Source organism: Elusimicrobiota bacterium (assembly GCA_018816525.1).
Lineage (GTDB): Bacteria > Elusimicrobiota > Endomicrobiia > CG1-02-37-114 > XYA2-FULL-39-19 > OXYB2-FULL-48-7.
The window spans coordinates 1-23,933 of sequence record JAHIVV010000036.1 but is presented as its reverse complement, the minus strand read 5'-3'; the positions used below and the strand labels follow the sequence as shown (position 1 = coordinate 23,933).

Genomic DNA, 23,933 nt, shown 5'->3' with positions numbered 1-23,933 from the left:
CCTTATCAATCTGCCGCCTATTTTTATCAGTTTCAGCTGTATCGTCCTCAATGACCAATCCTTTATCCCTTCCGGTAATGCCAGTGTTCTGAAAATATTCCCCAGATTATATGCCATTATGAATAGTTTCAACCTGACTTCGTTTTCCTCAAATCCCTGACAGCTAAGTTTTGTCCAGTTCAGGGCATATTTGCCTTCTTTTAAAGGAATTCACAAAAACGAATACTATTCAGTGTCCTTTGGCAGTTTATGTAAATGGGTGCCGCTAACACAGTCCAGGATATGCAATATAATGAAGCTTCTTTTGCTTGCGCCGGATATTCAGGAAGAGATACTGTTAAACACTACAGGCAAAATGCTCCAACTGAATGAAAGGTTAATAAAGAAAATACCGTTGGAAATATATTGGGATAAACAGCGAGAAATGTGGAAAAATATCACCTCAGGACTCTCAGAATAATACAGAGATAGCTCCCGCCCTAAATAATCAGCTAATTTCAGAGCGATTCAAATTCAAAATATTTTCAAGAAATACTGCTAAAATAGCTCTGGACTATTGAAAACTGAAAATACCCAAAATCAGAGATAGAGAGAGGAATACTGGCTGAAAGAAATGAATATTTGAGGTTGATTACTGAAAAACCGCAAAAAGAGATAAGCCAGCTTTTGTTTAAATCACAAAAAGCTGGTTTTGTCTGACCCTAAAACCAATATGGTAGCGGTTTTAGGGTTCGCACTATGCGAAATAAAAAAACCTCATGCATACTGGATAATGCGTGAGGCTCTGAACTGCTCTGCCTGGAATTTCCAGGCGTTATAATAGCCTGCCGGGGTAAGTATAAGGCCTAAATACATCTCTCTATTTTTTCCCCTGACATTATAGCAATTATATCATATTTTCCCGGATTTTGAGAAACCAAAACTCAATATTATTACAAGCTCGAACCGAGAATTTCAGAGCTTTTTCTGTCCAATTTGTCCACTTTTCAAGGCCCGAATTTCACCTAAACTATCGATATTTCGTATGTTTTCGCGTGTCCAGCAAGCGAGATAGGGACATGCCATTTTTATGCTCATAGGCAATACCTTTTTGTCAGTAAGGAAAGCTGGAAGCCCCTGCTTTTCGCGACCAATTATGCAATTTCAGTTAAAGATTAATGATTTGATACAAACTTGTGAATTAAGCTTGAAATGAGTGTCTGGTATGGGATACCTTCCCTGATGGCTAGTCTTTGAATACCTTCCAAATCCCTAGATGAAACCCTTATATTCAAACGCTTATCTTTTCTTATAGTATTGGCAGCATAGCGCATGTAGTTATTTTTATGTTTATTAAATTCTTTAATGCTTTCCCATTCATCTTTTTCATATGATTTAACTAATTCTTTTTCATTTTTGTCCATTTTCAATGCCCCCTTTTAAGTATTTCTTTGTCGCCTTTCTATTTGGAATTACTGTTTTTAAAAATATTTCTTTTTCAGTCTCTATAAAAGGAACCAGGTAAACATAATTATCTACTTCTACAACAAATATTTTTTGACCTTTATATTTATCCCTTCTTGGATTCTCTATAGTATCAAGTAAATGGCCTTTTTCTATACAAAATACGATTTCTTCAAAAGTTATATTTCTTTCTGTAAACAGCTTTTTGTTTTTCTCATTACTCCAGCTGAAGACTTTCATATAATTATGTTATCACATTGTGTGTCTTTTGTCAACAGGTCGTATTAAGTCGTATTAAGTCTGAGAATTTGTCAGTAAGCCCTAAATAAACCAAGGAGGTAGCCCTATGGCTAACATTGTACAAGAATTAGAGTTTACTGACAAGTACCTGTTTGAACAGTACCTGTTTGAAAGATGGTCGCAAGTAAAAGAGGATTTTTGGGGAGATCTGAAACTTGAACAGGAACGAGCGCTAAAAAGGTTACTTGAAACCAGCATGGAAATAGAAGTTCAGGACTTGATAGGTTGTGGAAAATGGGGACACAATAAAGTTCGTCCCATATTCAGAAACGGATTCAGGTATCGCAGTTTACTGAGCACTTACGAACATTTAGCAAACATCAAAGTTCCCAGAATCAGATCCGGAAGGATGAATTTCAGTTGCATAGCTGCATATTCCCGCAGGGCGCCGGATGTTGACCATACTATCCTGGAAATGTTTTTAAACGGTGTTTCTACCAGAAAAGTATCCGAAGTCCTTGAGCCGTTATTTGGGATGCGCGCCATAAGCGCTGCCGGTGTATCAAGAATTACAAAGAGCTTAAATAATATCGTTAATAAACATCATGCAAGAAGTTTATCTGACGATTACATATATTTAATTGCGGACGGCGTTTATTTCAATGTCAAAAACCCAATCTTGAAAAAAAGACGTTGTGTGCTGGTTGTTTACGGCATTAAGTCCACAGGTAAAAGGGAGTTAATTGATTTCCAGCTGGCTTCGCACGGCGAATCACAACAAGCTTGGGAACTGTTTTTCAACAGGCTATATATCACAGAGGCCTTGAAGGCAAACACCTGAGGCTTGTTGCGCGACATGGAAATAACGGACTTAAAAATGCGATATCAACGGTATCCTCTCCCTCTATACGTGTCCCCGGAATTATTGTTTTTTACATTCCCAGTTTTTTTCGCAGTTTGTTGAAGTCAACCTTTATGGGCCGGGATTCCTGCATTTTTTCAAACGAAGAAATCAGTTCTTCAAGCATCTTTTTGCCCTTGTCAGTCTTTGCCGCCTGCTGTGGGCTAAGGTTATTAAGCGCCGGCACACGATGGTTAACCCAGTCTGTAAGGTAGTGTTCTTCCAGCTTTTGCCTTAACGCTTCCTGAACTTCCGGGCGGGAATTCAATTCCTCGTTCTCGCGGTGCATCCGCTCCAGCTCTTCCGCGGACGGCTTCGGCAGGCTGTCCTGGCTGAAGCTTTCCATTTTCTCATATTTAAGGTATCCTTTGAATTCGTTCTCCAGCTTTTGTTTGAGGCGAAGGGCTCTCTCAAGAGAATTTGTTTCGCCTACCAGCCTGTTGCCTTCCATTTTCAGAGTACCCAGGGTTATATTAGGGAAAAGAACCTTATTCTTTCGGTTTTTTCCCTGCCAAATCCAGATGGAATTCCTCTTGTCATAGGAAAAAGTCTTTTGTTTATCCAGTTTCTCGCTGAGCCCGGTTATCACATCTATAAGAAAATATACTTTTGTAACCTGCAGAAGCTCTTTATCTGTATTAACCAGAATCTTTGGTATTACAGATGATTTTTCCGGATGGAGATAAACAAGCCATCCATAGGCCGAAGCCTTGCAGTAAGAGGCAAATATGTTATTCTTTTGCGCCCATACTTCACCGGATGAAAGCTTCTCGTACTCCTTTACTTGCCTGCCGATTGTTTCAAGAAAATCTTTTTCCGCTTCGGAAGGCAGTATATATGGCGCGGAGGCTATATAATAAACACCCTGCACCAGGAAAAAACGCGTATACCACAAATCCCCGGGCGTTGCCCCCCGTTCAAAAGGTTCGTTAATCCTGGCGGACTTTAATATCCTGTCTGTATAGAGCTCCCTGAAAGTTATTGTCATATCCGTCAGTGAAATAACCCTGTACCAGGCGCTATAACTGCCCGACATCATCTTTATGCATTCATTCCCGATTTGGTTGAGTTTCTGGAGTTCCGGGATTTTCATGAACCGCTGACAGACTGTTTCACGGGTTTTCCCAAAATGATAGTCAAAAATCTGCCAATAAAAGAAAAAACTGTCCGGCGCGCCATCAGGACTGCCAGGATGAAATCTTTTTTCAAATCCCATGCATGCTTTTTCAAGTTCTCTGCCTTCCGGGCCGGAATTCATCAGCGCCATCGAATACGCCGTCAACGCAGGCATGAGCTGAAGGCACGCGTCAAGAGGGGTATTGGTAAGCATTTCGGCAGGCATACTGAGATCGGGCCTGCTTCTTGCTTCCTCATCCTTTGGGCCGCAGCATTTTTTGTATTTTTTCCCGCTTCCGCACGGGCACGGGTCGTTCCTTCCCGCTTGTTCATTCATGATTATCCTCTCCTGGCCATAACCTGTATTTTGATGCTATCTCTGCTGCAAGAAAAGAAATATCTCTTTCAACTGGAATAAAATTGAATGTGGGTATGGCGAGAATCTGTTCAACAAATTCAATTGCCAACTCAGAATCATTTGTACCGCGGGCTATTGCTGAACTTATTTCTGGTAAAATTATCTCTGGAAGGTAAACAGCGGTTTGCGAAATCCGGATTGTTTTTATCAATTTAGAACTAAATTGATAATTTGATTCTTTTGGGAAAAATGAATTAACGATTACACTGGCATCAATACAATACATGTTATTATCTGCGCCCTTCGGAAATTAACTGCCAGCTTGTTTTTGAACTTTTCCATTCTTTACTGATTTTTTTACCCAATTTTTCAAGTTTTTCCCAGGCTGCAGGATCCTTTCTTTCCAGTTTCGTGTGTTTTTTTATTTCCAATACTTGCGTTTCGATATTCCGTGTTACCATTTTTAACCCCCATTTTCAGCTTCTGTTTTCTTCAACCGGCATTCTTATATTACGATTCTATTATAATAGAAAAAAGTCATTAAATCAAGTTTCCTTTATCGCGCGGTATTGTAATGACACTATCGTTTTACAAGGAAGAAACAAAGAGGTATAATTTAACAGAATCAGCCCAAAGATAACGCTGAGGAATATATGAATTCAGACGATATAAATACTCTTACTCAAAAACTTGAAAATTCGCTCCAAGAATGCAACCGCCTCAAAGAAGAAAACGAGCGATTGAAGAAACAACTTGCCGCTCATCAGGCATTGTCAGGTATAAAAGAAAGAAAAATTGAGCACATACAAAATAAGAGTTCTTTTTCACAAGAAGAAAAAATACGTATCTTTCTTAAACTGTTCCGGGGCAGGGAAGATGTCTTTGCTATACGCTGGGTTTCACGGAAAGGCAAATCAGGTTACTCCCCTTCCTGCGCAAACGAATGGGATAATAAATTATGTCATAAGCCCCATATTAATTGTTCTGAATGCCATAACAGGAAATACCTGCCGATTACCAATGAAATAGTATACAACCACCTCTCCGGTAAAAAGACTATTGGCATCTACCCTCTATTATCGGATGAAACCTGCTGGTTCCTTGCCGTGGATTTTGATGGATCCTCATGGCAAAATGACGCTTCTACCTATCTTGCCGTGTGCAACGACCTGAATATTTCCGCCGCCTTGGAACGCTCCCGGTCAGGTAACGGCTGCCACGTCTGGATATTCTTTGAAGAAAATGTCCCGGCGGCGCTTGCCCGGAAACTTGGGGCGGTTATTCTTTCAAAAGCCCTTGAAAACAGGTACCAGATCGGATTCAGGTCATATGACAGGTTCTTCCCTAACCAGGATACCATGCCGAAGGGTGGTTTCGGAAACCTGATAGCCTTGCCCCTGCAGAAAGCGCCACGCGAAAATGGGAATAGCGTTTTCCTGACTCCTGATTTTAAACCGTTCCCTGATCAATGGGACTATCTGTCTTCCGTAAAGAAACTATCCTTCCGGCATTTGTCCGAAATCATTGATAATAACCGTGACATCGGAACGCTCGGAGAGATAAGAACCGTCGCCGACCCGGATAAACCAGTAGAAGATGACCCGTGGACACTGCCTCCTTCAAAGAAAAAGAAAATTGTTTTTGATACACTGCCTGAGAAAATACGAGTCGTTTTGGGTAACCTGATTTACATTGAGAAAAAGGATTCGGCGTCAAAAGTTATCAAGCACCTGCTCAGCATCGCCGCATTCCAGAATCCCGAGTTCTATAAAGCCCAGATGATGCGCCTGTCAACTTTCGGCAAGCCGCGCATAATTGCCTGCGGTGAGGACAAACCAGAATCCGGCTATATTGCTCTTCCAAGGGGATGTCTGGATGACTTGATGGCTTTCTTCAAGGAATACAAAATAGAGCCGGTCGTTGAAGACCAGCGCCTTGAAGGGAATAGAATCAACGTTGAATTTGAAGGCGAACTGCGCCCCATGCAGCAGGAAGCAGTGAAAATTGTACTGAAACACGACATAGGGATAGTATCTGCCGGTACGGCTTTCGGTAAAACGGTACTGGCTGCCAACATCATAGCCAGGAGACGAGTCAATACTATCGTGCTTGTCCACAGGAAACAATTGCTGGAACAATGGGTAAAAATGCTGTCCGCTTTCTTGAATATCCCTGAAAAGAACATCGGAAAGATTGGCGGTGGAAAGAACAAGGTCACCGGCGTTATTGATGTCGCTATAATACAGAGCCTGTTCCGCAAAGGAATCGTTAAGGACTTTGTAGCTGACTACGGGCAGGTCATCGTTGATGAGTGCCATCATGTTTCCGCGTTCAGTTTTGAGCAGGTCATGAGAGAGGTCAAGGGAAAGTATGTTCTCGGTTTGACCGCCACACCCATCCGCAAGGATGGTCACCATCCGATAATAATCATGCAATGCGGCCCCATAAGGTTCAGAGTCGCAGAAAAGCAGCAGGCAATTGAACGCGCCTTTGAACACCTTGTAATCCCCAGGCATACTGATTTTCAGGTAGCAGATGACTCTGAAATACAGATACAGAACCTTTACCGCATGCTCACACAGGATACCGCAAGAAACGAGTTGATTGTACGGGATATTCTATCCTCAATCAAGACAGGAAAATCTCCCCTTCTACTCACGGAAAGGACTGAGCATCTTGAATTTTTCAGGACAAGGCTTGAGGGACTCGTCAAGAATATATTTGTTTTCAAGGGAGGAATGGGCAGAAAACAATTTAAGGAACTCAACAATAACCTGTCATCCCTTCCCGCCGGAGAAGAAAGAATCATTCTCTCAACAGGGCGCTACATGGGCGAAGGATTTGACGATAAGCGCCTTGACGTGCTATTTCTTGCCCTGCCGGTTTCGTGGCGAGGCACCTTGGCACAATACGTCGGTCGGCTCCATCGCCTAAATGACAACAAGAAACAAGTCGCGGTCTATGATTATGCTGATGTAAAGGTACCACGTCTAAAAAGAATGTATGATAAACGCCTGAAAAGTTATAAGGTGCTGGGATATAGACTCACGGAACAGGACAGTACCACTGCTCAAATTTCTCTTTTGTAATGCAGATATCCTGTTAAAGGATTAATAAAATGGATAATTTTGTTGTCGAATTGCGAGAAGCGGAATATGCTCCATTGACCACGAGCAAACATCTTGAGAAATTAAAACGATTATTTCGGGCTTACGGAATATCTATATTTCTAAGATCAGCATTGTTAATAACACCTATATCAATATGTTTTAAAAAATCACTCAAGAGTTTCGTGTTGTTTTTAAGAATAAAACCAAAACTCGAAGAAAGTTGATCTTCTTCTTTTCCACTTACTAAATCAAAAATATTACTTACAGACCCCATGTTTTTTTACCAATAAAAAAAGGGCCAACGAATCGCCCCCGAGCCACATCAGTAACCCGGAATGATCGTTAACCCATCCTGTGCGGACAAGCAACATCACCCATCGTACTGATGTGTGCCTTCTCTTTCGAGAAAGCTCTGCCTTTCTTAAAGGCTTACGAAGTTTAAATCGCCCAAAATGTTTGTTTCTACGACGGTATTACTATACTATATAAACGGCTAAAAATCAACGTTCTTCGCTTATAATTCCGACTACACCGTCCCATTACGATATGTTGTTTTGTGCTGAGAAATCAGAACCGTCCCCATTTGACCCGGGAATCCAGCGTTGCTTATGCTTCTTTATTATTCTTTTCCCAAAGGGGCCGTAAAAATTCCGCACCGCGGCTGCCATAAATATTGCAGATTTCATCTGCCTGCTCTTTCTTTTTGTTGTCTTTTTTCCCTGCTTCATAAAGGTATTCAACCAATTCAATGATATTTTCTTTTTTATAATCAGGAGTTGATGTTTCAAGCATTTTTAAATAAATTTCGCCGATATAATTAATGCTTTTGCCCTTTTCTTTCAGCTCATTTAAATATTCAATAAAAAACATTGAGTCGAAATCCATGCCCGCATAAGGAGCTGACAGCAACAGCCACTTTGAATTTTCTGAATCTATTTTTGGCAGAAAAACAGACAATTTTGCTAATTCTGCTAATATTTTTTTATCTTCATCGGTTAAATTGCCTTTAAATTTATTTTTATAAACCCAACTCCAAAACTCAAGTATTTTCTCTTCTATTTTTTTCTGTTTTTCTTTATCTTTTGGTTTTTTATCATCTTTTCTGTGTACCCAAAAACAACTGATGATTTCACATATTTTTTTAACATCCCATTCTTCAATTAGTTTTCCAAAAAGGGTTTTATCTGTAAAATCCTCTTTTTCAAGCAAATATCCAACACAAATATGATGGATTAAACGGTTTAATGTATCATCTTTCTTAAATTTATATCCCAACGCTCTTTTATAATGCGGTTGCATTGAATCATAAAGGCTTACATGAATGCCAGCTGAAAGGTAACCAATAATGAAACATTCCCAAAGATAATCATCTTTAAACCCATTTAAATCAATATTTTTTACTGTCCAGTCTTTGTCTAAATAGTTAAAATTAGTAAGATACCTGCCAAGCCAGGTATATCCTTCCGGTATTGAATTATCCAATATATCCTGATATTTGCTCTTTATACACTTTTCCCAGTTTATTTCTTGCTGTTCTTTTTTTAAATCTTCTTCAACTCTTTTTATCCGTAACGCGCATAGGAATAATGCTTCAGATAGCCTTCCAAACGGGGAATTCATGGCATGAGTAACCGGATCATTATTTAAATCATGATGTTTTTTTAGTATCTCATCTTTTTCGTTTAACATCCCTGTAATCAAAATATCAAATATTTCTGATATCGGTTTAAAATGTTCCTCTTTCCAAAAATCTTCCTGAGCACCTTCGCGGACAATATCAGCAATTGGCCCTGCTAAACCGATGTGATTAGTTTTCCACCTTTCTTTTTTTACAATATATTTCTCGTTATCTTCCCAATAGTCGTTTCTATCTATATATTCTTTTATAAAATCAAATACTTTCATCCAATCTATAGTCTTTTTATCATTCCAAGCGTTCTTGACACCGCTTAAAATACTACGGACATAAATAAACGCTGTTTCTTTGAAAGAATCCAGGTCATTTATGAATTTTTCAGGCTGAATCTTAACAGAATCTACTATAACACTGCATAAACCGTCAAAATCACGCTCTGGCCAGGGGCCGCCTTCCGGGTTATAGCTAACCAAATAATCAGCAATCTCTTTGTTTGATTTCTGTAGTAAATCTTCTACTTTTAATGGAGCTGAGGCTTCTATCGGCTCCCAGCTTGTTTTAATTTCGCCAATTGCAGCCGACAAACCTGTATTTATTTTTGTTTTTGCCTGCAATTCATCATGTTTTACCTTAAATACTTGGATATGGCTTAATTCCTTATAGCGTTTTTGTTTCCAAATATCCGGATCGCTCTTATAATCCTTTCCTGGACCTTCAGTAATTTTCCTTTGAAGCGAATCGATTTGTTCTAGCGTTAATTCTTTGAAATTATTAAAAAGATGCTTTAATTCATCACCAAAACTAAACCCGTCCAAAAGAACAAATTCAACATCTTTTTCAAGTTCTTCAAAATAAATATCTTTGTATTTATTTGCATTTTCCTCATCATATCCCATCACATATATTGCCATTTTCTTAAAATAGTAGCTTTTATCTTGAAGACAGGTTTTTAAAATGCTTTTTGTTTCATTTTCGTTTGCTTTGGACTTCGAAATTAGAATCTGTTTAAGAATTTCTGCCAATAATTCCAAGGGCTCATTGCCATAATGTTCAGTTTTAGAATAAGAAGATAAATACGTCTCATCTCTATCGCTTTTCAGGAACTTTTTTATATTTTCTGAAATATTCTCAATAAGTTTTACTGAACAATTCTCACCAATTTTACCTGCATATTTCTTATCTATAAATGATTCTTTAAGATAATACGATTCTATAACCGTATCAAATTCATTTCTTCCTTCTTTTTGGGGCAATGTCTTGAGTGCTAATGTATATTCCGTAATTTTCTCTGCTTTTTTTATATCTTCGGGATTTTCTAAGAATTTTGGCAATAACTTATCTACAATTTCAGGGCCTTGTAATGCAGTTGTGAATTTTGAACCAAGCCAAATGGGGATCAAATCTAATATATTTTCAGTTACCGCTTCTTTTGGCAAATTACAAAGTATTTTCACAAAATACCACCATGTTCGGTAATTATCTAATTTATTATCGTTTTTTACATGATATTCTGTAACAGTTTTAATAATATCCAGTAATTCTTCAATATACCCTTTGTTTTCTTCCTGCTTTTCTTTTATTTGTATTGATATTTTCTCAAGATAAGGCAAAACATTCCATTCCGGTGTAATAAAATACCCTTCTTGATTGGACGGAACTGGCCCCGGTGCATTTCCTGGTAAAAAATATCCTTGTTCATACAAATCCTGAAACCATTGTATTGATATAAGTTTTTTGAAAAAATATCTTTTTCTTGGTTCATTTTGCAATAAGTTAGGTAATGTTTTTAAAATATTTTCGGTAGGTTTGTTATTTTTTAATATTTGATCTAACAAGATAATTAATCCTAAATACTGCCCAACTAACTTTAATAATATTATTTCAAATTGTTTCCACAACGCATTAAATGATTCTTTTTCTCTTGGGGTGTTCCACCCACCCTGTCTATGCGCGTACTTATGAAATTCCTTTGCTATTTTGTGCCATCTTTTAGCAAAGTCATCATCTTTGCTTACTCCTAAAACTTCACATATTTCGTCAATTTGACTACTCTTCTTTTTGTTGCCACATGTTGGACATATCTTTATTTCGGCCTTTTTTGTTGAAGCATAAATATCTCTTATTGAACCTTCGATTTCTCTCGCTAAATGTGCAAGTATGTAAGGTCTAGAACTAAAATCACTTTTAAATATTCTTACACCATCACAATACATAGATGAAATTTCTTCACCGATATCTCGCAATCCATTATAAATATCTATTTGATATTTTTCTAATCGTAAGTCTGTATCTTTTATTTTTAACTCAGTATTTATCATACACTCTTTGCTTTTGAAATTCGGTTCCAGACGAGGCGGCAGACGGCACGGTAAACTTCTTTACGCTCGTCTTTTGTTAAGTCCAGCGCGTCAAAGACGATTTTGTCTAGTTCTGCCCTGTCATGCAATGGTTTTGGTTCCTGTTCTTCAATTGGGTTTTTTGATTGTGGGTCTATCCCGCATTCTTCAAAAATGGACTTGATTTCACGATTAACATTAATAGATCTATTGCCATTAATTTTGAATAAGGATGGGTTCAAAATTGTCAATTTTTCTACTTCTATTACCGTGGCATCAATTAATCCACCGCCCCCACCATAGCTATGCGATTGTATTTCTATCATTAATACAATATATGTTGCGTTCAAAGAGAGAGAGAGCCCTGTTTTATTGTTTTTGCTTATAAAAATATCATATAACCTTTTATCGGCTAAAATATTATTTTCGTTAACATACGTGATAAATCTTTCCCTAATACCGCAAGGAAAAATAAGTGATGGGTACTCTCTTATTCCGATTTCCCACCAATGTTTTCTACCGGCTACGCTAGATACATCTTTCCAATAGATACCATCTTCTGTTTTTTGTTTTTCTCCCCATTGGATATATTTCAGAGCGTTTGTCCCCTTTAATTCTTCCTTGCTTTTATTACAGATGAATATTTTATACTTTAAGTCTTTAGGATTGATTAAAATACTTTTACATTCCTTAGGGCTTTTAATAACCGGTTTTAAAAACTCTTTTTCTATTTTCCATTCTTTTGTCTGCGCGTCTGTTAAATAGAAGAATTCATTGACACCGGTTTTAATACCAAAACGAACTTCTGCGATATCCCCAAGTTTTACCAGTTTGCCTTTGCCTTTTTCAAGGATGGTGAAGAATATGTCAGGGGCACGGAGGTATTTACCGCCCCATTTATCACCTATGTAACTTCCTGATTCAAATTTGCCTTTAAGCAACTGTTTGGGCGAGTCAGTTTCCGGGTATTCCCAGCCTTCTTCAAGCAATTCTATTTGTTTTTTTGGATAGACCCGGAAAATATCATTTGAGACCACTTCTTTTGCTTCTTCAATTTGGAGAAGATATTCGGTAAATATGGCTTCTTCAAACGGCTTTTTGAAGGCGACAAATTTTATGGGTTTGCTGTTGTCAGGTTTTTTTACAGGCGCATGGATAATGGAAATAATAGTGTTTACATCTGCGGCTTTAAAACTGCGCTTGGCGTGATTATCTATAATCAATTCAACAGGTGCCCGCTCTAATAAAAATTTCTGAAGCCAGGCACCGTACCCTACATCAAGCCAGGAATTTGAGCAGATAAATGTGTGTATACCTTTGTTGTTCAACAGGCGCAGGCCGCGGATATAGAAGTATGTGTAAAGGTCTGACTGAGCATTGATTTTTGCTTTTTGAGGAAAACTTTCAGGGAAATCAAGTTTAACCATTTCTTCAAGGAACGCCTTGTATTGTTTTTTATCCCTGATTTTCCCTGTGGGGTCGGATATATCCTCCTGTCGGACATAGGGCGGGTTTCCAATAACAATATCAAAACCGCCTTTTTCCACAAATACTTCGGCAAATTCAATGTTCCAGATAAGGGGTTTGTCTTTGCGGATGTTGTGTTTTTGCTCTTCAAGCTCGTTTACTTCGTTTTCAAGCTGTTCAATCTGTTCCTTGTTTAAGGGTAATTCATTCTGATTCGGTTTTAATGCGTCATCGCTGAATAATTCAAGGTTTTTGCCGGTATTTTTCAGGTTATGGATTTTGTTTTGTTTTTCTTTGATTTCGCTTTGCAGGATTTCATTATAAATTGCTATTTCTTTCTGTTTTACTTCCCAATCCTTTAATGCGGTTTTGTTGCCAAAATATTCGTTTTTCAGGTTCTTCAGCAGGGTTACTTTTCTTTTAACTGATTCGTCTATTTGGGCATGGCCCAGTACAGGGAATGCCTTGCTTCCGATGCGCTGGACTAACGAATCCCCCTGGCGCACCTTGAAATCCAGGCTGGGAAGGATGGGTTCAAGAGAGTTTTTCATATCATCCGGCGCTTCAATGAAAAGCGACAGCCACAGGCGCAACTGGCATATCCATACCGCCCATTCTTTAACTTCAACACCATAGAGCGATTGGCCGATAATTCTTTTTTTTCTTTCAAATGAATTGTTATCCTTTAATCCAATTTTTGTTTTCAGGTTCTGCTCTATTTCGTCAATCACCAGAATCATTCCTACCAAAAAAGCGCCTGAGCCGACTGCCGGGTCACAAATAGTAATATTTTCAAGTAAACCAATAATTTCTTTTGTTTCTTTTTCGGAGAAACTGCCCTGTTTTTGGTCTTCTTCCTTTTCGCCTTCGCGGAAAAAGAGTTCGTACAGGTTCGCCGTGCTGACAGGCAGAGGGCTATTTTTTTCTATCCATTTAACCAGGGTTAAACGGCACATCAGGTCAACTTCGGTTCGCGGAGTGTATACTGCTCCATTTGCCTTGTTTACAAGGCGCTCAAAGATTATGCCAAGGAATTCCGGGTTTAACTGCAAGTCTTCATCTTCAAAGGAGTTTTCTTCAATAGTGAAGTTATGCGAGAAGAGAAATTCATAAAAACTCTTTATTTCTTTGTCAGGAATAAGATAGTCCTGATTGTCATAACCTGGTTTTTCTTTAAACAATCCACCGTTTAAGTAAGGCGCCATTTGCAGGTTTTTTTCTGTTTCCGGAGAAAAATCGTTTTTTGAATATGCTGTCTTTCTTCCTACAGGGGTATTTAACGCTTCAAAGAAAAGCGGGCTAAGCCAGCTTTCATAGAACAAATTTTTACCAGGGTGTTTTGCCTCGTATTCCTTAAAGAAACGCTGGATAAATTTCTCATCGTTGCCTATCCAGCCCTTTTTCTGGATGAATCCAAGGAATATGGTTCTTACGGCAAATAAAAGGACAAAATCCCGCGATTTTTCATTGTCTATTTCCTTGTTTTCTTTTTTAACAGCTTCAACAAGTTTGTTGTATTCCTTGAAGAACTCTTCATAAAATATATCTGTAACAGTCTGTAATGAAAACGCTGCTTTTACTTTCTCAAGTGTGGAAAAATCCCCGCTGCCTATCTGGGTGAGAAAGGTTTTGTTGGTTACTTCCGGGTCTGAGCTGACAAAATAGGTGAACCTTCTAAAGTTGCTGAAAGTGCGCTTGGTGCCAATTGGCTGGTCATACACTAAACTGAAACGGAAATTTTTTCTAGCTGTGTCATAAAATACGAATATGCCAGCTTCACAGGATTGATGTTCTTTCAGGATTTTCTTGGCTTTCTCGTATTGAGCTTTTTTGCCGGAGCGTTCAATAAGGCCGTTATTGGCTTTTGAGGTTATTATCAGCAGTTTTTGAGTTTCGCTGAATTTTATTTCCCCAATTTTATTAAATTCTTTGAAACTGTCATCATTATATTGATTTAAAGATTCCTGACGAGATGCGAATGAACGATTTTTTTCACGAAAAAAACGACCAAATTTATCGAGTGAAAAATCGTTAATAATATCTTGAAGTATTTCCTTACTCATATTTTTTGATTTTCAATAGCGACAATGATTTCTTTTGACATATTTTTTTGATTAGATTTTTCTTTTAGCAAATAATCTTCGCCAAGCTCTTTCTTTAAGGCGGCTATTTCAACCACAGTTCTTTTTTTCTTTACCTCATCTGCACTTTCCATATTAGCTATCCGGCGCAAAGTGAAATCTGACAATGTGCCATAGTCCAATATATCTTCCTTTAGTGTTCTCAAGAAATCCTTATGGGGCATAATCTCATCAGAATGAATATTATCTATCAGGGTTCTTAAGTTATTCAAAGCCTTTTGCTCAAGACTTTGCTCACTTGTTGGAATAGCACGAAATTCCTTAAAATTCCTTATATTCTCATAAGCTTCCCAAAAATTATCACTTAATATCAAAGCCTTATCATCCTCTCCGCAGGCAATCTTAACAAACACCTCTTCAAATGTGGCCTGACAAACATCTGTTTTGTTACCGCTTGCATATTTTATGCCATGAATGTACAATCTGCCCTTTTTCATGAATACTAACAGCTCATTCTCACTATACTTCTTGGCTACTTTAATACGTGAAGGGTATTTCCTCAAAAAATCAACAAGTCCTGGATGCATTTTCTCAATTTTCAGGTATTCCTTAAGGGCTTTAGTGTAAAAACTCTCTTCCAGTTGATTATCAGGATTCTGCTGAATCCTATTATAAAGACCTGAAGGCGTAGGTTCTTCATCAATATCAAAAATCTTAGCATCTTCTCCAAGCGTATTATGAATAAGGAACATTTTGTTACTTGCAATTTCACGTGACTTTACCAGTTCAGAACCCTTTTCAGTAGGAAAGAAATTTACAATATACAGGTCTTTGAAAACCATCTTGCTTATACGATTAATACGGCCTATACGCTGGATAACCCGAACCGGATTCCAGGGAATATCATAATTAATCACAAGCCCCGCACGATTTAGGTTAAAGCCTTCCGATATTTTATCAGTAGCAAGCAAAATGTCATAATTATTTTCCTGATCTGTATACGAAGCATCAAAATCCTTACTAATTTGGGATATTTTGTGCGTTGATAGGTCACTTTCTATGACAAGAACCTTCTTACTAAAGTTTTTTTCTAATATTGGAGCCAAGTATTTAACGGTATCAAGATACTCCGAAAATATAACAATTTTCCTCTTGGGCTCATCCTTCAAGGGTTTTTGTTTAATTTCCTTTTTGATATTTTCTAAAAGGCATTCAGTTTTAGGATCATTTTTTACCAAATCTAATTTTGATAAATGAGCCAGGATTTCATCAAAGAGCTTCAAGTCAGATTGTATATTGGTTATAAAACCTTTTTTATCATAAAAATTACTAACTTCATAAATTTTATGGTTTTTTGGGTATTCACCTTTGTTAATATTTTCAACATATTCAGCTAAATACTTTTCTATCTCATCTAAATCCAGATTATGAATCTTTTCAAGAAGTGACCTGTCCAAAATATACTTGCCTTTGTAATAATCACCCTTTCCGGTTTTTTTGATGAATTCCAGTATATTTTCCGTAATACACTTGAAATTCTTTATGCTCTGTTCAAAAGAACCAAAGGAACTCTCAAACCGTTTAACAAGCAACCGGCGCATAAAATCATAAAGTTCGCGCTGTTGAACAAACTGGAAATTTTCTTTTTCGGTCAACTTTTCTGCGGCAATCTTCTCTTTTTCTATTTCGTACTGAAACGGCCGATAAATAGCTCCGTTAAATTGTCCGCCGGCATCAGGATCCCCAAAGTAATTGCCTATAACTTGGTCATAAAAAGATGATTGTTCTTTTGTTAATGCAAAAAACCACTCTTTTGGGTCCGCGACTTTAGATAAGTTTTTAACCTCATCTTTATAATAGGGATTATTTTGAAGGTCAAGACGATTACGGCGAATTGTTACCGGCTCAATCACATCCCGAATTTGTTTGGCAAGATAGTGCGAGCGTTGGGCTACTTTTTCTAACTGAATAGTTTTATCTCCAAAAAATGACTGGTAATTGGTTTCCGCTTTTTTCCGTTTTGCGCTGTTTGGTGAATTCCAATATTTTTTTATATATCCAAGCCTGTCAAAAGTACCTTTGAATGTTTTGAATTTATCAACGAGATTGTTTTCAAGAGTAATTGAGGACTTTTTTGGAGTAATAAAAAGCTTCAATAATGATAGAATGTCGCCCGGTCTGTTATTGAAGGGTGTCGCAGTAAGAAGAATGACGATTCTGTTACGGCAGATATTCTTTAAAACTTCATAATCCTTAGTATCTTGATTCCTAAAACGATGGGCTTCATCAATAATCACGACCTCAATATCCTTATGTTTGCTGACAAATTCAGCAATATTTTCTAATTCTCCCAACGACCTAACTTCCCATTCACGAAGGTCAAATTCTTCAGTATATTTTTTCCAACCTGAGTTTTTATTCTTATCACCAACAAGTCCGGGAGGGCAGATAACTACACCGCGTTTTTTTAATTCTCTTGCTACTGCGCAGGCAATGATTGTCTTACCTAAACCTACAACATCAGCAATGATTACACCATTGTTGTTTTCTATAATCGTAAGCGCCTGTTTGACGGCGTCTAACTGATATCGATACGGTGTGTAACCATTTTTTTGAAGTACATCTTGCAAGGACTCACTAACATCACGCCCTTCAAAAGAATCGAGATAAGCCTTTAAAACAATAACAAATGCCTCAAAAGGGTTAATTTCTTTTATAAGTGTTTCTTTTTCAACCATCTCAATAAGTGTCTTTTTTGATTCTTCATGTTCGGTTATTTTTACCGCTTCAGCCCATAAGTCATCAAAATATTTTTCTGCATCTTCAAAACCATAATCACCTATTTCTACATTGAATTCTTCCTGTGTTGATAAACCCGCCCTGGTAAGATTGCTGCTGCCTGTAATAAACAAATTCCTTCTGCCAACCTGGCCTTCTTCTAATTTGAATATATAGAGCTTGGCGTGGTTAGGCTTGTAGGTTTTCCTGATTAGCAGCTTGTCGGTTCGAATTAATTCGACAAAAAACTTAACTTGTTCATAAAATTCTTTATTGTCGAAATTTTCGGTATTTAAAGACTTTTTTACTGATTCAAAGAACTTAAAAGTTTTCTCTTCGTCGGATATTTGATCATCCTTATCTGCAAGCTCTATCATGCCATAATTAGTGGAATCTACATTCAAGCCTACTAAAACCTTAATTTTTTGATTTGGTTTTGCTTTTAATCCTTCATACAATTCCCGGATTCCAGAAAAATAGAAGAAACCAACCAAAAATTTAAGTTCATCGCTCTTCTGAAGAAGCTCAATCAACCGTTTTTTAAGGTCTTTTGCGTCATTATTCGTAATAAAATTGCTCATTTTATTTATCCATTCATTAATTTGTCTATTTTAACACCTAATCATTTTGCTATCTTTGCGACAGTGTCAATCCTCGGACGCGTGTTATAATCATACTACTTTATAATGATAATTTCAAAGGTTAGAATCGGAAAAACAGCGTTTTTTAGGCCTTGACTTGCTTTGAATACTATGCCCTAATATAGGCATAAGTTATCTCGGAAAGGAGCCACTAATGGAAGACTCAGTTTTAGCTCAGATTGCAGAACTTGAAAATATGTCAATAAAACAGCTTAAAGAAAAGTGCGTTGAACTTTATGGAAACGAAGTAATACCTCAAGACAATATCCTTCAAACAAAATATTTGATCCCTTGTTGAACTATCTTATTCTCTCGATATTCTCTAATTCCGGGTTTTCTGTCCTATGAATTTCAAAGAAATGGCTTAAAACCTCTCTAAATTAATCAGAGAGGTTGTTTTTTGGAGAGGTTCGAACTTTTTATCAGATATTCCAGAGGTCTCAAATAACGTGAAAATACGAGCCCAAAAGCTCTGAACTAATTCATTCTGAAAAAGGCCGAATTCCGAGATAGAGAGAGGTTTATGCGCAGGTATTTCAGGAAGTATTTCGCTGGTTTTAATTTAGCAGGGAACAGAGAATCCCCAGATATTTACTGCTTATTTTTATCGTCGAGGAATTGCCGTTTTAGGGCTTTTTACGTCGATGCTGTGGAATTTTCTCGACGGTCACTCGACGGAGATTATTAAAGCTGCCGGGCTAGGAGTCGAACCTAGAGTAACTTGCTCCAGAGGCAAGCGTGTTGCCATTACACTACCCGGCAATTAATGAGTTGTGCCCGAAGTACCGTCGCTTTTCAGTTCTTCGACATAATTCAGTTTTAAATCAGCCAATGTATTATCAAGCAGTTTTTCTTCTTCTGCTGAAAGGTTTCCCTTGGTTTTTTCTTTAAGCATTTCCAGGATATCTATGGACATCTTGGCGTTTTCCATGTTTTTTTCTATCTTGCCGGTAATTGGGTTCTCAATCTTGCCTAAATGCTGCCAGGCTCCTGCGGAAAGCGAAATTATCAATCCGATAAAATTTTTATCCATTTATTCCTCTTTAACACCCAAGGTCATTCGCTAGGAAGAATATTGGGTGGCGGGGTACCTACCTTATTATATTTTCCAACACATGTTTAATTCTCTTTAAAACTTTTTCTTTACCAAGAAGCTCCAACATCTCAAAAAGCCCCGGCCCTTCCGTCCTGCCGCTTGCAGCCACTCTTAATGGGTGGAAAATCTGGCTTGTCTTCAAAATCTTTTCCGTCGCATATTCACGGCAAATCTTTTCGAGGCTTTCGTGATTGAAAGCCTGTACATCCAGGCTTTCAAACTTTTTGGCTAAATCCGAAAGAACATCTTTTGCTGTAGGCGTTTTTAACGCCTTTTCTACCGCTTTCGGGTCGTAAGTAATATCTTCTTTTACAAAATACTCGGTTTTAAGCGGTATATCTGTAAGAAGTTTTACTTTCTCATGCTCAAGCGTTAACGCCAATTTCATCAAGTTATATTTTTTTTCATCGGTTATGTCAATCAATTTGTTTTGGGCAGCGAGTTCCAGGAGTTTTTCTACTGATGCCTTCCTCATATATTCACCGTTCATCCATAATAGTTTCTGAGAGTCAAAAACTGCCGCTGCTCTAGAACATTTTTCTATAGAAAATTTTGCAATAAGGTCGTCCTTTTCAAATAACTGCTGGCTATCCTGTGTTGACCACCCAAGCAACGCGAGATAATTCATGATTGTCTGGGGCAAGTATCCCTGATCCCTGTATTCAGTGACGCTTGTGGCGCCATGGCGTTTTGAAAGACGGGAGCCGTCCGGTCCGAGTATCATAGACAGATGCCCATATTGAAGAATATTACTGAATCTCAGAGCGTTATTAACCTGAATCTGTCTTGGAGTGTTCGACAAATGGTCATCACCGCGAAGAACATGCGTTATTCTCATTAAGTAGTCGTCAATAACGCAGGCAAAATTGTATGTCGGTATACCGCTTGCTTTTATAAGAACAAAATCATCAAGCAATGCATTTTCAAACCCCACAGTGCCTCTTACCAAATCATTAAATTCAGTTTTACCTTCTTTCGGCATTTTGAATCTTATAACAGATTTTAAGCCCTGAGCCTGTTTTTCTTTGCATTCCTGCTCAGTTAATTCTCTGCATTTGCCATTGTACTTCGGAGAAAGTTTCCGGGCCGTCAATTCTTTGCGCATTTGATCCAGTTCTTCCTGGGTGCAATAACAGCGGTAAGCATTGCCTTCTTTGACTAATTGTTCCGCATATTTAGTGTACAGATCCAGGCGCTGCATCTGAAAATAAGGGCCGTAAGCGCCAAGAGTTTTTCCATCCGGCATGGGGCCTTCGTCCCATTCAAGTCCCATCCATTGCAGGCTCTCAAAAATAGCACCTACTGATTCATCGGTAGAACGCGCCTCGTCAGTGTCCTCAATCCTCAAAATAAATGTGCCGCCATACCTGCGCGCAAACAGCCAGTTAAAAAGAGCTGTTCTTGCTCCTCCAATGTGAAGAAAACCGGTAGGAGACGGGGCAAACCTTACCCTGATTTTAGTATCACTCATCTTTAACACACCTGAATCCCATGTCCTCAGAAATATCGGCAGGTTCTAACATATCTCTTTTGAATGCGGCGTACTGCGCGCAAAGCTGGCTGGTATATAGGAAAAATAGCGCAAAAAATGTTATGAGACGCGTAATAATTTTTTCGGAGTGTTTCAAGAATTCCCCGCTGTTAAGGGATGACTTTATTTAAAGGGTATTCTATGATCCCCTGAGCGCTTGTTTTTTTCAGTTTGGGAATAATTACTTTAACTTCGCTTTCTTCAAGAATAACCTCTAAAGCCACCCATCCTTTCAGAGTAAGCTGGCTTACAGTAGGTTGCTTAAGAGCAGGAAGAATTTTTAATATATTCTGCAAATTTTTCTGCTCGATATTCATTTTTAATCCCACCATGCTTTCAGCGGTGAGAGCACCTTTTAAAAGTATGGATATATTCTCCATTTTCTCCCTTTTCCAGGGATTTTTAAATGCATCAGCGTTTGCAACAAACCTGGTTGTCGAGACAAGAACTTCTTCGAGAATTTTCAGCTTATTGGCTCTTAAAGAGCTGCCGGTTTCAGTAAGTTCCACAATTGCATCACAAAGTTCCGGAACCTTTACTTCGGTGGCGCCCCAAGAAAATTCAACTTCTGCGTTTACTTTATTTTTTTTAAGGTACTTTCTTACTACTTCCACCAATTCTGTGGCTATGCGCTTGCCATTTAAATCCTTTACGGATTTAAAAGGAGAATCTTCCGGTACAGCAAGAACCCATTTTACAGGCCTATATCCGCTTTTCGCGTAACAGAGTTCACAAATCTCCTTCAGTTTGGCATCAGTTTCTATAATCCAGTCCAACCCGGTCACGCCGCAATCAAAAACTTTTTCATTGACATACCTGGGAATTTCCTGGGCCCGGACCAGGACTATATCAAGTTCAGAATCGTCACAAGAAGGCCTATAGGAACGCGAATCGGCATAAATCTTTATTCCGGCTTTCCGGAACAATTCAAATGTCGATTCCTGCAAGCTTCCTTTTGGCAAACCGATTTTTAATTTATTCATTCCTTTACCTCATTGGCACCACATACCGCTGAAATTATACCAAAAAAACGCGCCTGCTAACAAATTTGTATTTTGTTCCGGCGCTGGTTTTTTTGAACGGAATAATTTTTTGATCATTTAAAACTTCTGGGTTAGATTGAGCTTAATTCCGGGCCCCATGGTAGAAGAGATACTAATACTCTCAATGTAGATCCCTTTAATCGCAGAAGGTTTGGACTTGATAACTGTCTCTATGAGCGCTCTTAAATTTTCAGCCAGTTTTTCTTTATCAAAAGACGCTTTGCCGACAGCGCTGTGTATTATTCCGTAGTCATCGTTTTTGAATTCTATTCTGCCGCCTTTAACTTCTTTAACTGTTTTCGCAAGGTCAAAAGATACAGTTCCGGCTTTAGGATTGGGCATCAACCCTTTTGGGCCCAGAACTTTGCCTAATTTTGATAAATCTTTCATCATATCCGGGGTGGAAACTAAAACATCAAAATCCATCCAGCCTTTAGATATTTTTTCCATTAAATCTTCCGCTCCTACCACATCTGCGCCGGCCGCTTCTGCTTCCTTAATTTTTTCGCCCTTTGCTATAACAGCCACTTTTTTCGTCTTTCCTGTTCCATGCGGCAATACTACCGTGCTGCGTACAAGCTGTTCGCTTTTCTTCGGGTCTATTCCCAGCTTTATATGCACATCGACGGTTTCATCAAATTTAGCTTTTGCCGCCTTTTTTACTAATTCTACGGCTTCTTCGATGAGATACTGTTTTGATTTGTCTACCAGCTTGTCTATTTCATTTTTTCTTTTTGGCATTATTTCCTCTCTAATACCCCTCTATTCTATCTCTATTCCCATGCTGCGAGCTGTGCCCTCAACTATGTTCATTGCTGCTTCTATATCATTTGCGTTTAAATCCGGCATTTTCTGCTTAGCAATCTCTTGAACCTGTTTTTTTGATATTTTGCCAACCTTAATCTTATTGGGCGTTCCGCTTGCTTTTGCGATCCCTACCGCTTTTTTCAGCAATGCAGAAACCGGAGGCATCTTAAGGATAAAAGTGAAAGCCCTGTCGTCAAAAATTGTGATAACTGCAGGAATAACCATGCCTGCTTCCATCGCCTTTGTTCTTGTGTTAAATTGATTACAGAATTCCATTATATTAACACCGTGCTGACCTAATGCGGGGCCTACCGGAGGCGCCGGATTTGCTGCGCCGGCCGGTATCTGTAGTTTAATCTGCGTTTTTACTTTTTTTGCCATATTGTTTCTCCAAAATAACTGGTTTTAAATTTTTTCTACCTGGAAGAAATTTAATTCAACAGGAGTGGAACGGCCAAAAATTGTAACCATAACTTTCAATTTGCCCTTTTCTTCATTGATCTCTTCCACAACACCCATAAAATGCACAAATGGGCCGTCAATGATCCTTACAGTTTCATCTTTCTCAAAACTTATTGCAGGTTTTACCTGGGCAGGCCTTTCTATAATTCCGATTAAATTTTGTATTTCATCTTCCGGCAAAGGGATGGGCGTCGTTCCTCCAAGAAAACCGCTTACGCCCGAAGTATTTTTGACAACCCAGTAAGTATCCTGGTCTAAATCCATGTCGACAAAAACATAGCCCGTAAAATACGGCCTGTTTTTGACATATTTTTTGTTTCTGCGCAGTTCGACAACTTCTTCGTAGGGCACGACTACTTTGAATATCTTTTCACCTAACGCTAAATTGGCTATAGTTTTTTCAAGTGATTGTTTCACCTTTTTTTCGTATTCAGAGCGTGTCCTTACGACAAACCAGCCGCGACTCATCATCTACCTCCAAGAAAAATCCCCAACAGCTTTGATAGTGTAAAATCAACTACGCCCACAAAAGCGGCAGTAATCAGCATGAATATTATAACCACAATTGTCGTGGCAATAACTTCTTTCCTAGAAAGCCAGCTGACTTTCTTTAACTCTCCATAAACTTCTTTCAGAAATTGAATAGCTTTTTTGTATATTCCCATAATAAAAAAAAACCCGCTTTGTTTCGATTATGTTGCAGGAGTCGAAAGTTTAGCAAAAAAAACCGACCATGTCAAGCGACCGGCTGGCTTTACTTTTTCCCTCGGGGAAATTCTAACTTCTGTGATTTCCATAACGCACCTCCATTAAGGGTATGAATTAACCACGCGTTAAAACCATTTTTTTTGAATTCTACGAAAGATTTTTGAGCTATAAGCCCGTTT

General features: G+C 38.3%; 19 protein-coding genes, 1 tRNA gene and 1 pseudogene. 4 read left to right on the top strand and 17 right to left on the bottom strand.

From position 1 onward, the window contains the following. Positions 1-210 (bottom strand): transposase (locus KKH91_03920; GenBank protein ID MBU0951959.1); only part of this gene is annotated, 210 nt, incomplete at its 3' end. An 82-nt stretch (positions 211-292) separates the two neighbouring features. Between KKH91_03920 and KKH91_03915 the strand changes: the two genes are divergently transcribed. Continuing rightward, entirely contained in the window at positions 293-460 is a 168-nt protein-coding gene (locus tag KKH91_03915; GenBank protein ID MBU0951958.1) for a hypothetical protein, read from the top strand. Positions 461-1,154: 694 nt separating this feature from the next. Here the strand turns inward: KKH91_03915 and KKH91_03910 are convergent. Both KKH91_03910 and KKH91_03905 read right to left on the bottom strand, forming a co-directional pair. Then, positions 1,155-1,403 carry an antitoxin gene (locus tag KKH91_03910; GenBank protein ID MBU0951957.1) on the bottom strand — a complete coding sequence of 83 codons (249 nt, stop codon included), beginning with the start codon at positions 1,401-1,403 and terminating at the stop codon, positions 1,155-1,157. Further along, on the bottom strand, positions 1,390-1,683 hold the full coding sequence (locus KKH91_03905; protein ID MBU0951956.1) for a DUF4258 domain-containing protein: 294 nt from the start codon (positions 1,681-1,683) through the stop codon (positions 1,390-1,392). The genes KKH91_03910 and KKH91_03905 overlap by 14 nt, the downstream gene beginning before the upstream one ends. Positions 1,684-1,789: 106 nt before the next feature. On the opposite strand from KKH91_03905, the gene KKH91_03900 reads away from it, so the two are divergent. Beyond that, entirely contained in the window at positions 1,790-2,524 is a 735-nt protein-coding gene (locus tag KKH91_03900) for a transposase (protein MBU0951955.1), read from the top strand. Between the two features lie 1,435 nt (positions 2,525-3,959). On the opposite strand, the pseudogene KKH91_03895 reads toward KKH91_03900, so the two are convergent. The 3 genes and pseudogenes from KKH91_03895 to KKH91_03885 all read right to left on the bottom strand — a co-directional run bounded on the left by KKH91_03895 (position 3,960) and on the right by KKH91_03885 (position 4,519). Further along, positions 3,960-4,049, bottom strand: a pseudogene (locus KKH91_03895) (SEC-C domain-containing protein). Next, positions 4,030-4,344 (bottom strand): PIN domain-containing protein, encoded by a 315-nt coding sequence (locus KKH91_03890; protein ID MBU0951954.1) that lies wholly within the window; start codon positions 4,342-4,344, stop codon positions 4,030-4,032. The pseudogene KKH91_03895 and the gene KKH91_03890 overlap by 20 nt, the downstream one beginning before the upstream one ends. 4 nt (positions 4,345-4,348) lie before the next feature. Further along, positions 4,349-4,519: a hypothetical protein gene (locus KKH91_03885; protein MBU0951953.1), complete on the bottom strand. Its 171-nt coding sequence runs from the start codon at positions 4,517-4,519 to the stop codon at positions 4,349-4,351. A gap of 192 nt (positions 4,520-4,711) precedes the next feature. On the opposite strand from KKH91_03885, the gene KKH91_03880 reads away from it, so the two are divergent. Then, positions 4,712-7,147, top strand: a complete 2,436-nt coding sequence (locus tag KKH91_03880; protein ID MBU0951952.1) for a DEAD/DEAH box helicase — start codon at positions 4,712-4,714, stop codon at positions 7,145-7,147. Between the two features lie 627 nt (positions 7,148-7,774). Here the strand turns inward: KKH91_03880 and KKH91_03875 are convergent. From KKH91_03875 to KKH91_03865, 3 genes are read right to left on the bottom strand one after another with little or no spacing between them, the layout of a single operon-like run. Next, positions 7,775-11,122 carry a hypothetical protein gene (locus KKH91_03875; GenBank protein ID MBU0951951.1) on the bottom strand — a complete coding sequence of 1,116 codons (3,348 nt, stop codon included), beginning with the start codon at positions 11,120-11,122 and terminating at the stop codon, positions 7,775-7,777. Beyond that, the gene (locus KKH91_03870; GenBank protein MBU0951950.1) at positions 11,119-14,670 is read right to left on the bottom strand and encodes an Eco57I restriction-modification methylase domain-containing protein; all 3,552 of its coding nucleotides are present in this window, start codon (positions 14,668-14,670) and stop codon (positions 11,119-11,121) included. The genes KKH91_03875 and KKH91_03870 overlap by 4 nt, the downstream gene beginning before the upstream one ends. After that, complete coding sequence (locus KKH91_03865; protein MBU0951949.1) at positions 14,667-18,047, bottom strand: DEAD/DEAH box helicase family protein; 3,381 nt, start codon at positions 18,045-18,047, stop codon at positions 14,667-14,669. Before KKH91_03865 ends, KKH91_03870 begins: the two co-directional genes overlap by 4 nt. Positions 18,048-18,261: 214 nt before the next feature. Between KKH91_03865 and KKH91_03860 the strand changes: the two genes are divergently transcribed. After that, on the top strand, positions 18,262-18,405 hold the full coding sequence (locus KKH91_03860; protein MBU0951948.1) for a hypothetical protein: 144 nt from the start codon (positions 18,262-18,264) through the stop codon (positions 18,403-18,405). A 392-nt stretch (positions 18,406-18,797) separates the two neighbouring features. Here the strand turns inward: KKH91_03860 and KKH91_03855 are convergent. The 8 genes from KKH91_03855 to secE form a co-directional block, all read right to left on the bottom strand. Continuing rightward, a tRNA-Gln gene (locus KKH91_03855) sits at positions 18,798-18,869 on the bottom strand. Position 18,870: 1 nt separating this feature from the next. Then, positions 18,871-19,140, bottom strand: coding sequence for a DUF1844 domain-containing protein (locus KKH91_03850; protein MBU0951947.1), 270 nt, complete (start codon positions 19,138-19,140; stop codon positions 18,871-18,873). Between the two features lie 58 nt (positions 19,141-19,198). Beyond that, a complete protein-coding gene (locus tag KKH91_03845) occupies positions 19,199-20,674 on the bottom strand; it encodes a glutamate--tRNA ligase (protein MBU0951946.1) in 1,476 nt (491 codons plus the stop codon). Positions 20,675-20,844: 170 nt separating this feature from the next. After that, on the bottom strand, positions 20,845-21,717 hold the full coding sequence (locus tag KKH91_03840; protein ID MBU0951945.1) for an ATP phosphoribosyltransferase: 873 nt from the start codon (positions 21,715-21,717) through the stop codon (positions 20,845-20,847). Between the two features lie 117 nt (positions 21,718-21,834). Next, entirely contained in the window at positions 21,835-22,518 is a 684-nt protein-coding gene (gene rplA / locus KKH91_03835; GenBank protein ID MBU0951944.1) for a 50S ribosomal protein L1, read from the bottom strand. 21 nt (positions 22,519-22,539) lie between these two features. After that, entirely contained in the window at positions 22,540-22,965 is a 426-nt protein-coding gene (rplK, locus tag KKH91_03830) for a 50S ribosomal protein L11 (GenBank protein MBU0951943.1), read from the bottom strand. A 24-nt stretch (positions 22,966-22,989) separates the two neighbouring features. Beyond that, positions 22,990-23,514: a transcription termination/antitermination protein NusG gene (gene nusG, locus KKH91_03825; GenBank protein ID MBU0951942.1), complete on the bottom strand. Its 525-nt coding sequence runs from the start codon at positions 23,512-23,514 to the stop codon at positions 22,990-22,992. Then, entirely contained in the window at positions 23,514-23,711 is a 198-nt protein-coding gene (gene secE / locus KKH91_03820) for a preprotein translocase subunit SecE (GenBank protein MBU0951941.1), read from the bottom strand. Before secE ends, nusG begins: the two co-directional genes overlap by 1 nt. Positions 23,712-23,933 lie beyond the last annotated feature (222 nt).

Coding starts and splice junctions, on each gene's coding strand:
- KKH91_03875 (MBU0951951.1), bottom strand. CDS start 11,122: ATGATAAATACTGAGTTAAAAATAAAAGATACAGACTTACGATTAGAA.
- secE (MBU0951941.1), bottom strand. CDS start 23,711: ATGGGAATATACAAAAAAGCTATTCAATTTCTGAAAGAAGTTTATGGA.
- KKH91_03865 (MBU0951949.1), bottom strand. CDS start 18,047: ATGAGCAATTTTATTACGAATAATGACGCAAAAGACCTTAAAAAACGG.
- KKH91_03885 (MBU0951953.1), bottom strand. CDS start 4,519: ATGGTAACACGGAATATCGAAACGCAAGTATTGGAAATAAAAAAACAC.
- KKH91_03890 (MBU0951954.1), bottom strand. CDS start 4,344: ATGTATTGTATTGATGCCAGTGTAATCGTTAATTCATTTTTCCCAAAA.
- KKH91_03905 (MBU0951956.1), bottom strand. CDS start 1,683: ATGAAAGTCTTCAGCTGGAGTAATGAGAAAAACAAAAAGCTGTTTACA.
- KKH91_03880 (MBU0951952.1), top strand. CDS start 4,712: ATGAATTCAGACGATATAAATACTCTTACTCAAAAACTTGAAAATTCG.
- KKH91_03850 (MBU0951947.1), bottom strand. CDS start 19,140: ATGGATAAAAATTTTATCGGATTGATAATTTCGCTTTCCGCAGGAGCC.
- KKH91_03870 (MBU0951950.1), bottom strand. CDS start 14,670: ATGAGTAAGGAAATACTTCAAGATATTATTAACGATTTTTCACTCGAT.
- KKH91_03840 (MBU0951945.1), bottom strand. CDS start 21,717: ATGAATAAATTAAAAATCGGTTTGCCAAAAGGAAGCTTGCAGGAATCG.
- rplA (MBU0951944.1), bottom strand. CDS start 22,518: ATGCCAAAAAGAAAAAATGAAATAGACAAGCTGGTAGACAAATCAAAA.
- KKH91_03860 (MBU0951948.1), top strand. CDS start 18,262: ATGGAAGACTCAGTTTTAGCTCAGATTGCAGAACTTGAAAATATGTCA.
- KKH91_03915 (MBU0951958.1), top strand. CDS start 293: ATGAAGCTTCTTTTGCTTGCGCCGGATATTCAGGAAGAGATACTGTTA.
- nusG (MBU0951942.1), bottom strand. CDS start 23,514: ATGAGTCGCGGCTGGTTTGTCGTAAGGACACGCTCTGAATACGAAAAA.
- KKH91_03910 (MBU0951957.1), bottom strand. CDS start 1,403: ATGGACAAAAATGAAAAAGAATTAGTTAAATCATATGAAAAAGATGAA.
- rplK (MBU0951943.1), bottom strand. CDS start 22,965: ATGGCAAAAAAAGTAAAAACGCAGATTAAACTACAGATACCGGCCGGC.
- KKH91_03900 (MBU0951955.1), top strand. CDS start 1,790: ATGGCTAACATTGTACAAGAATTAGAGTTTACTGACAAGTACCTGTTT.
- KKH91_03845 (MBU0951946.1), bottom strand. CDS start 20,674: ATGAGTGATACTAAAATCAGGGTAAGGTTTGCCCCGTCTCCTACCGGT.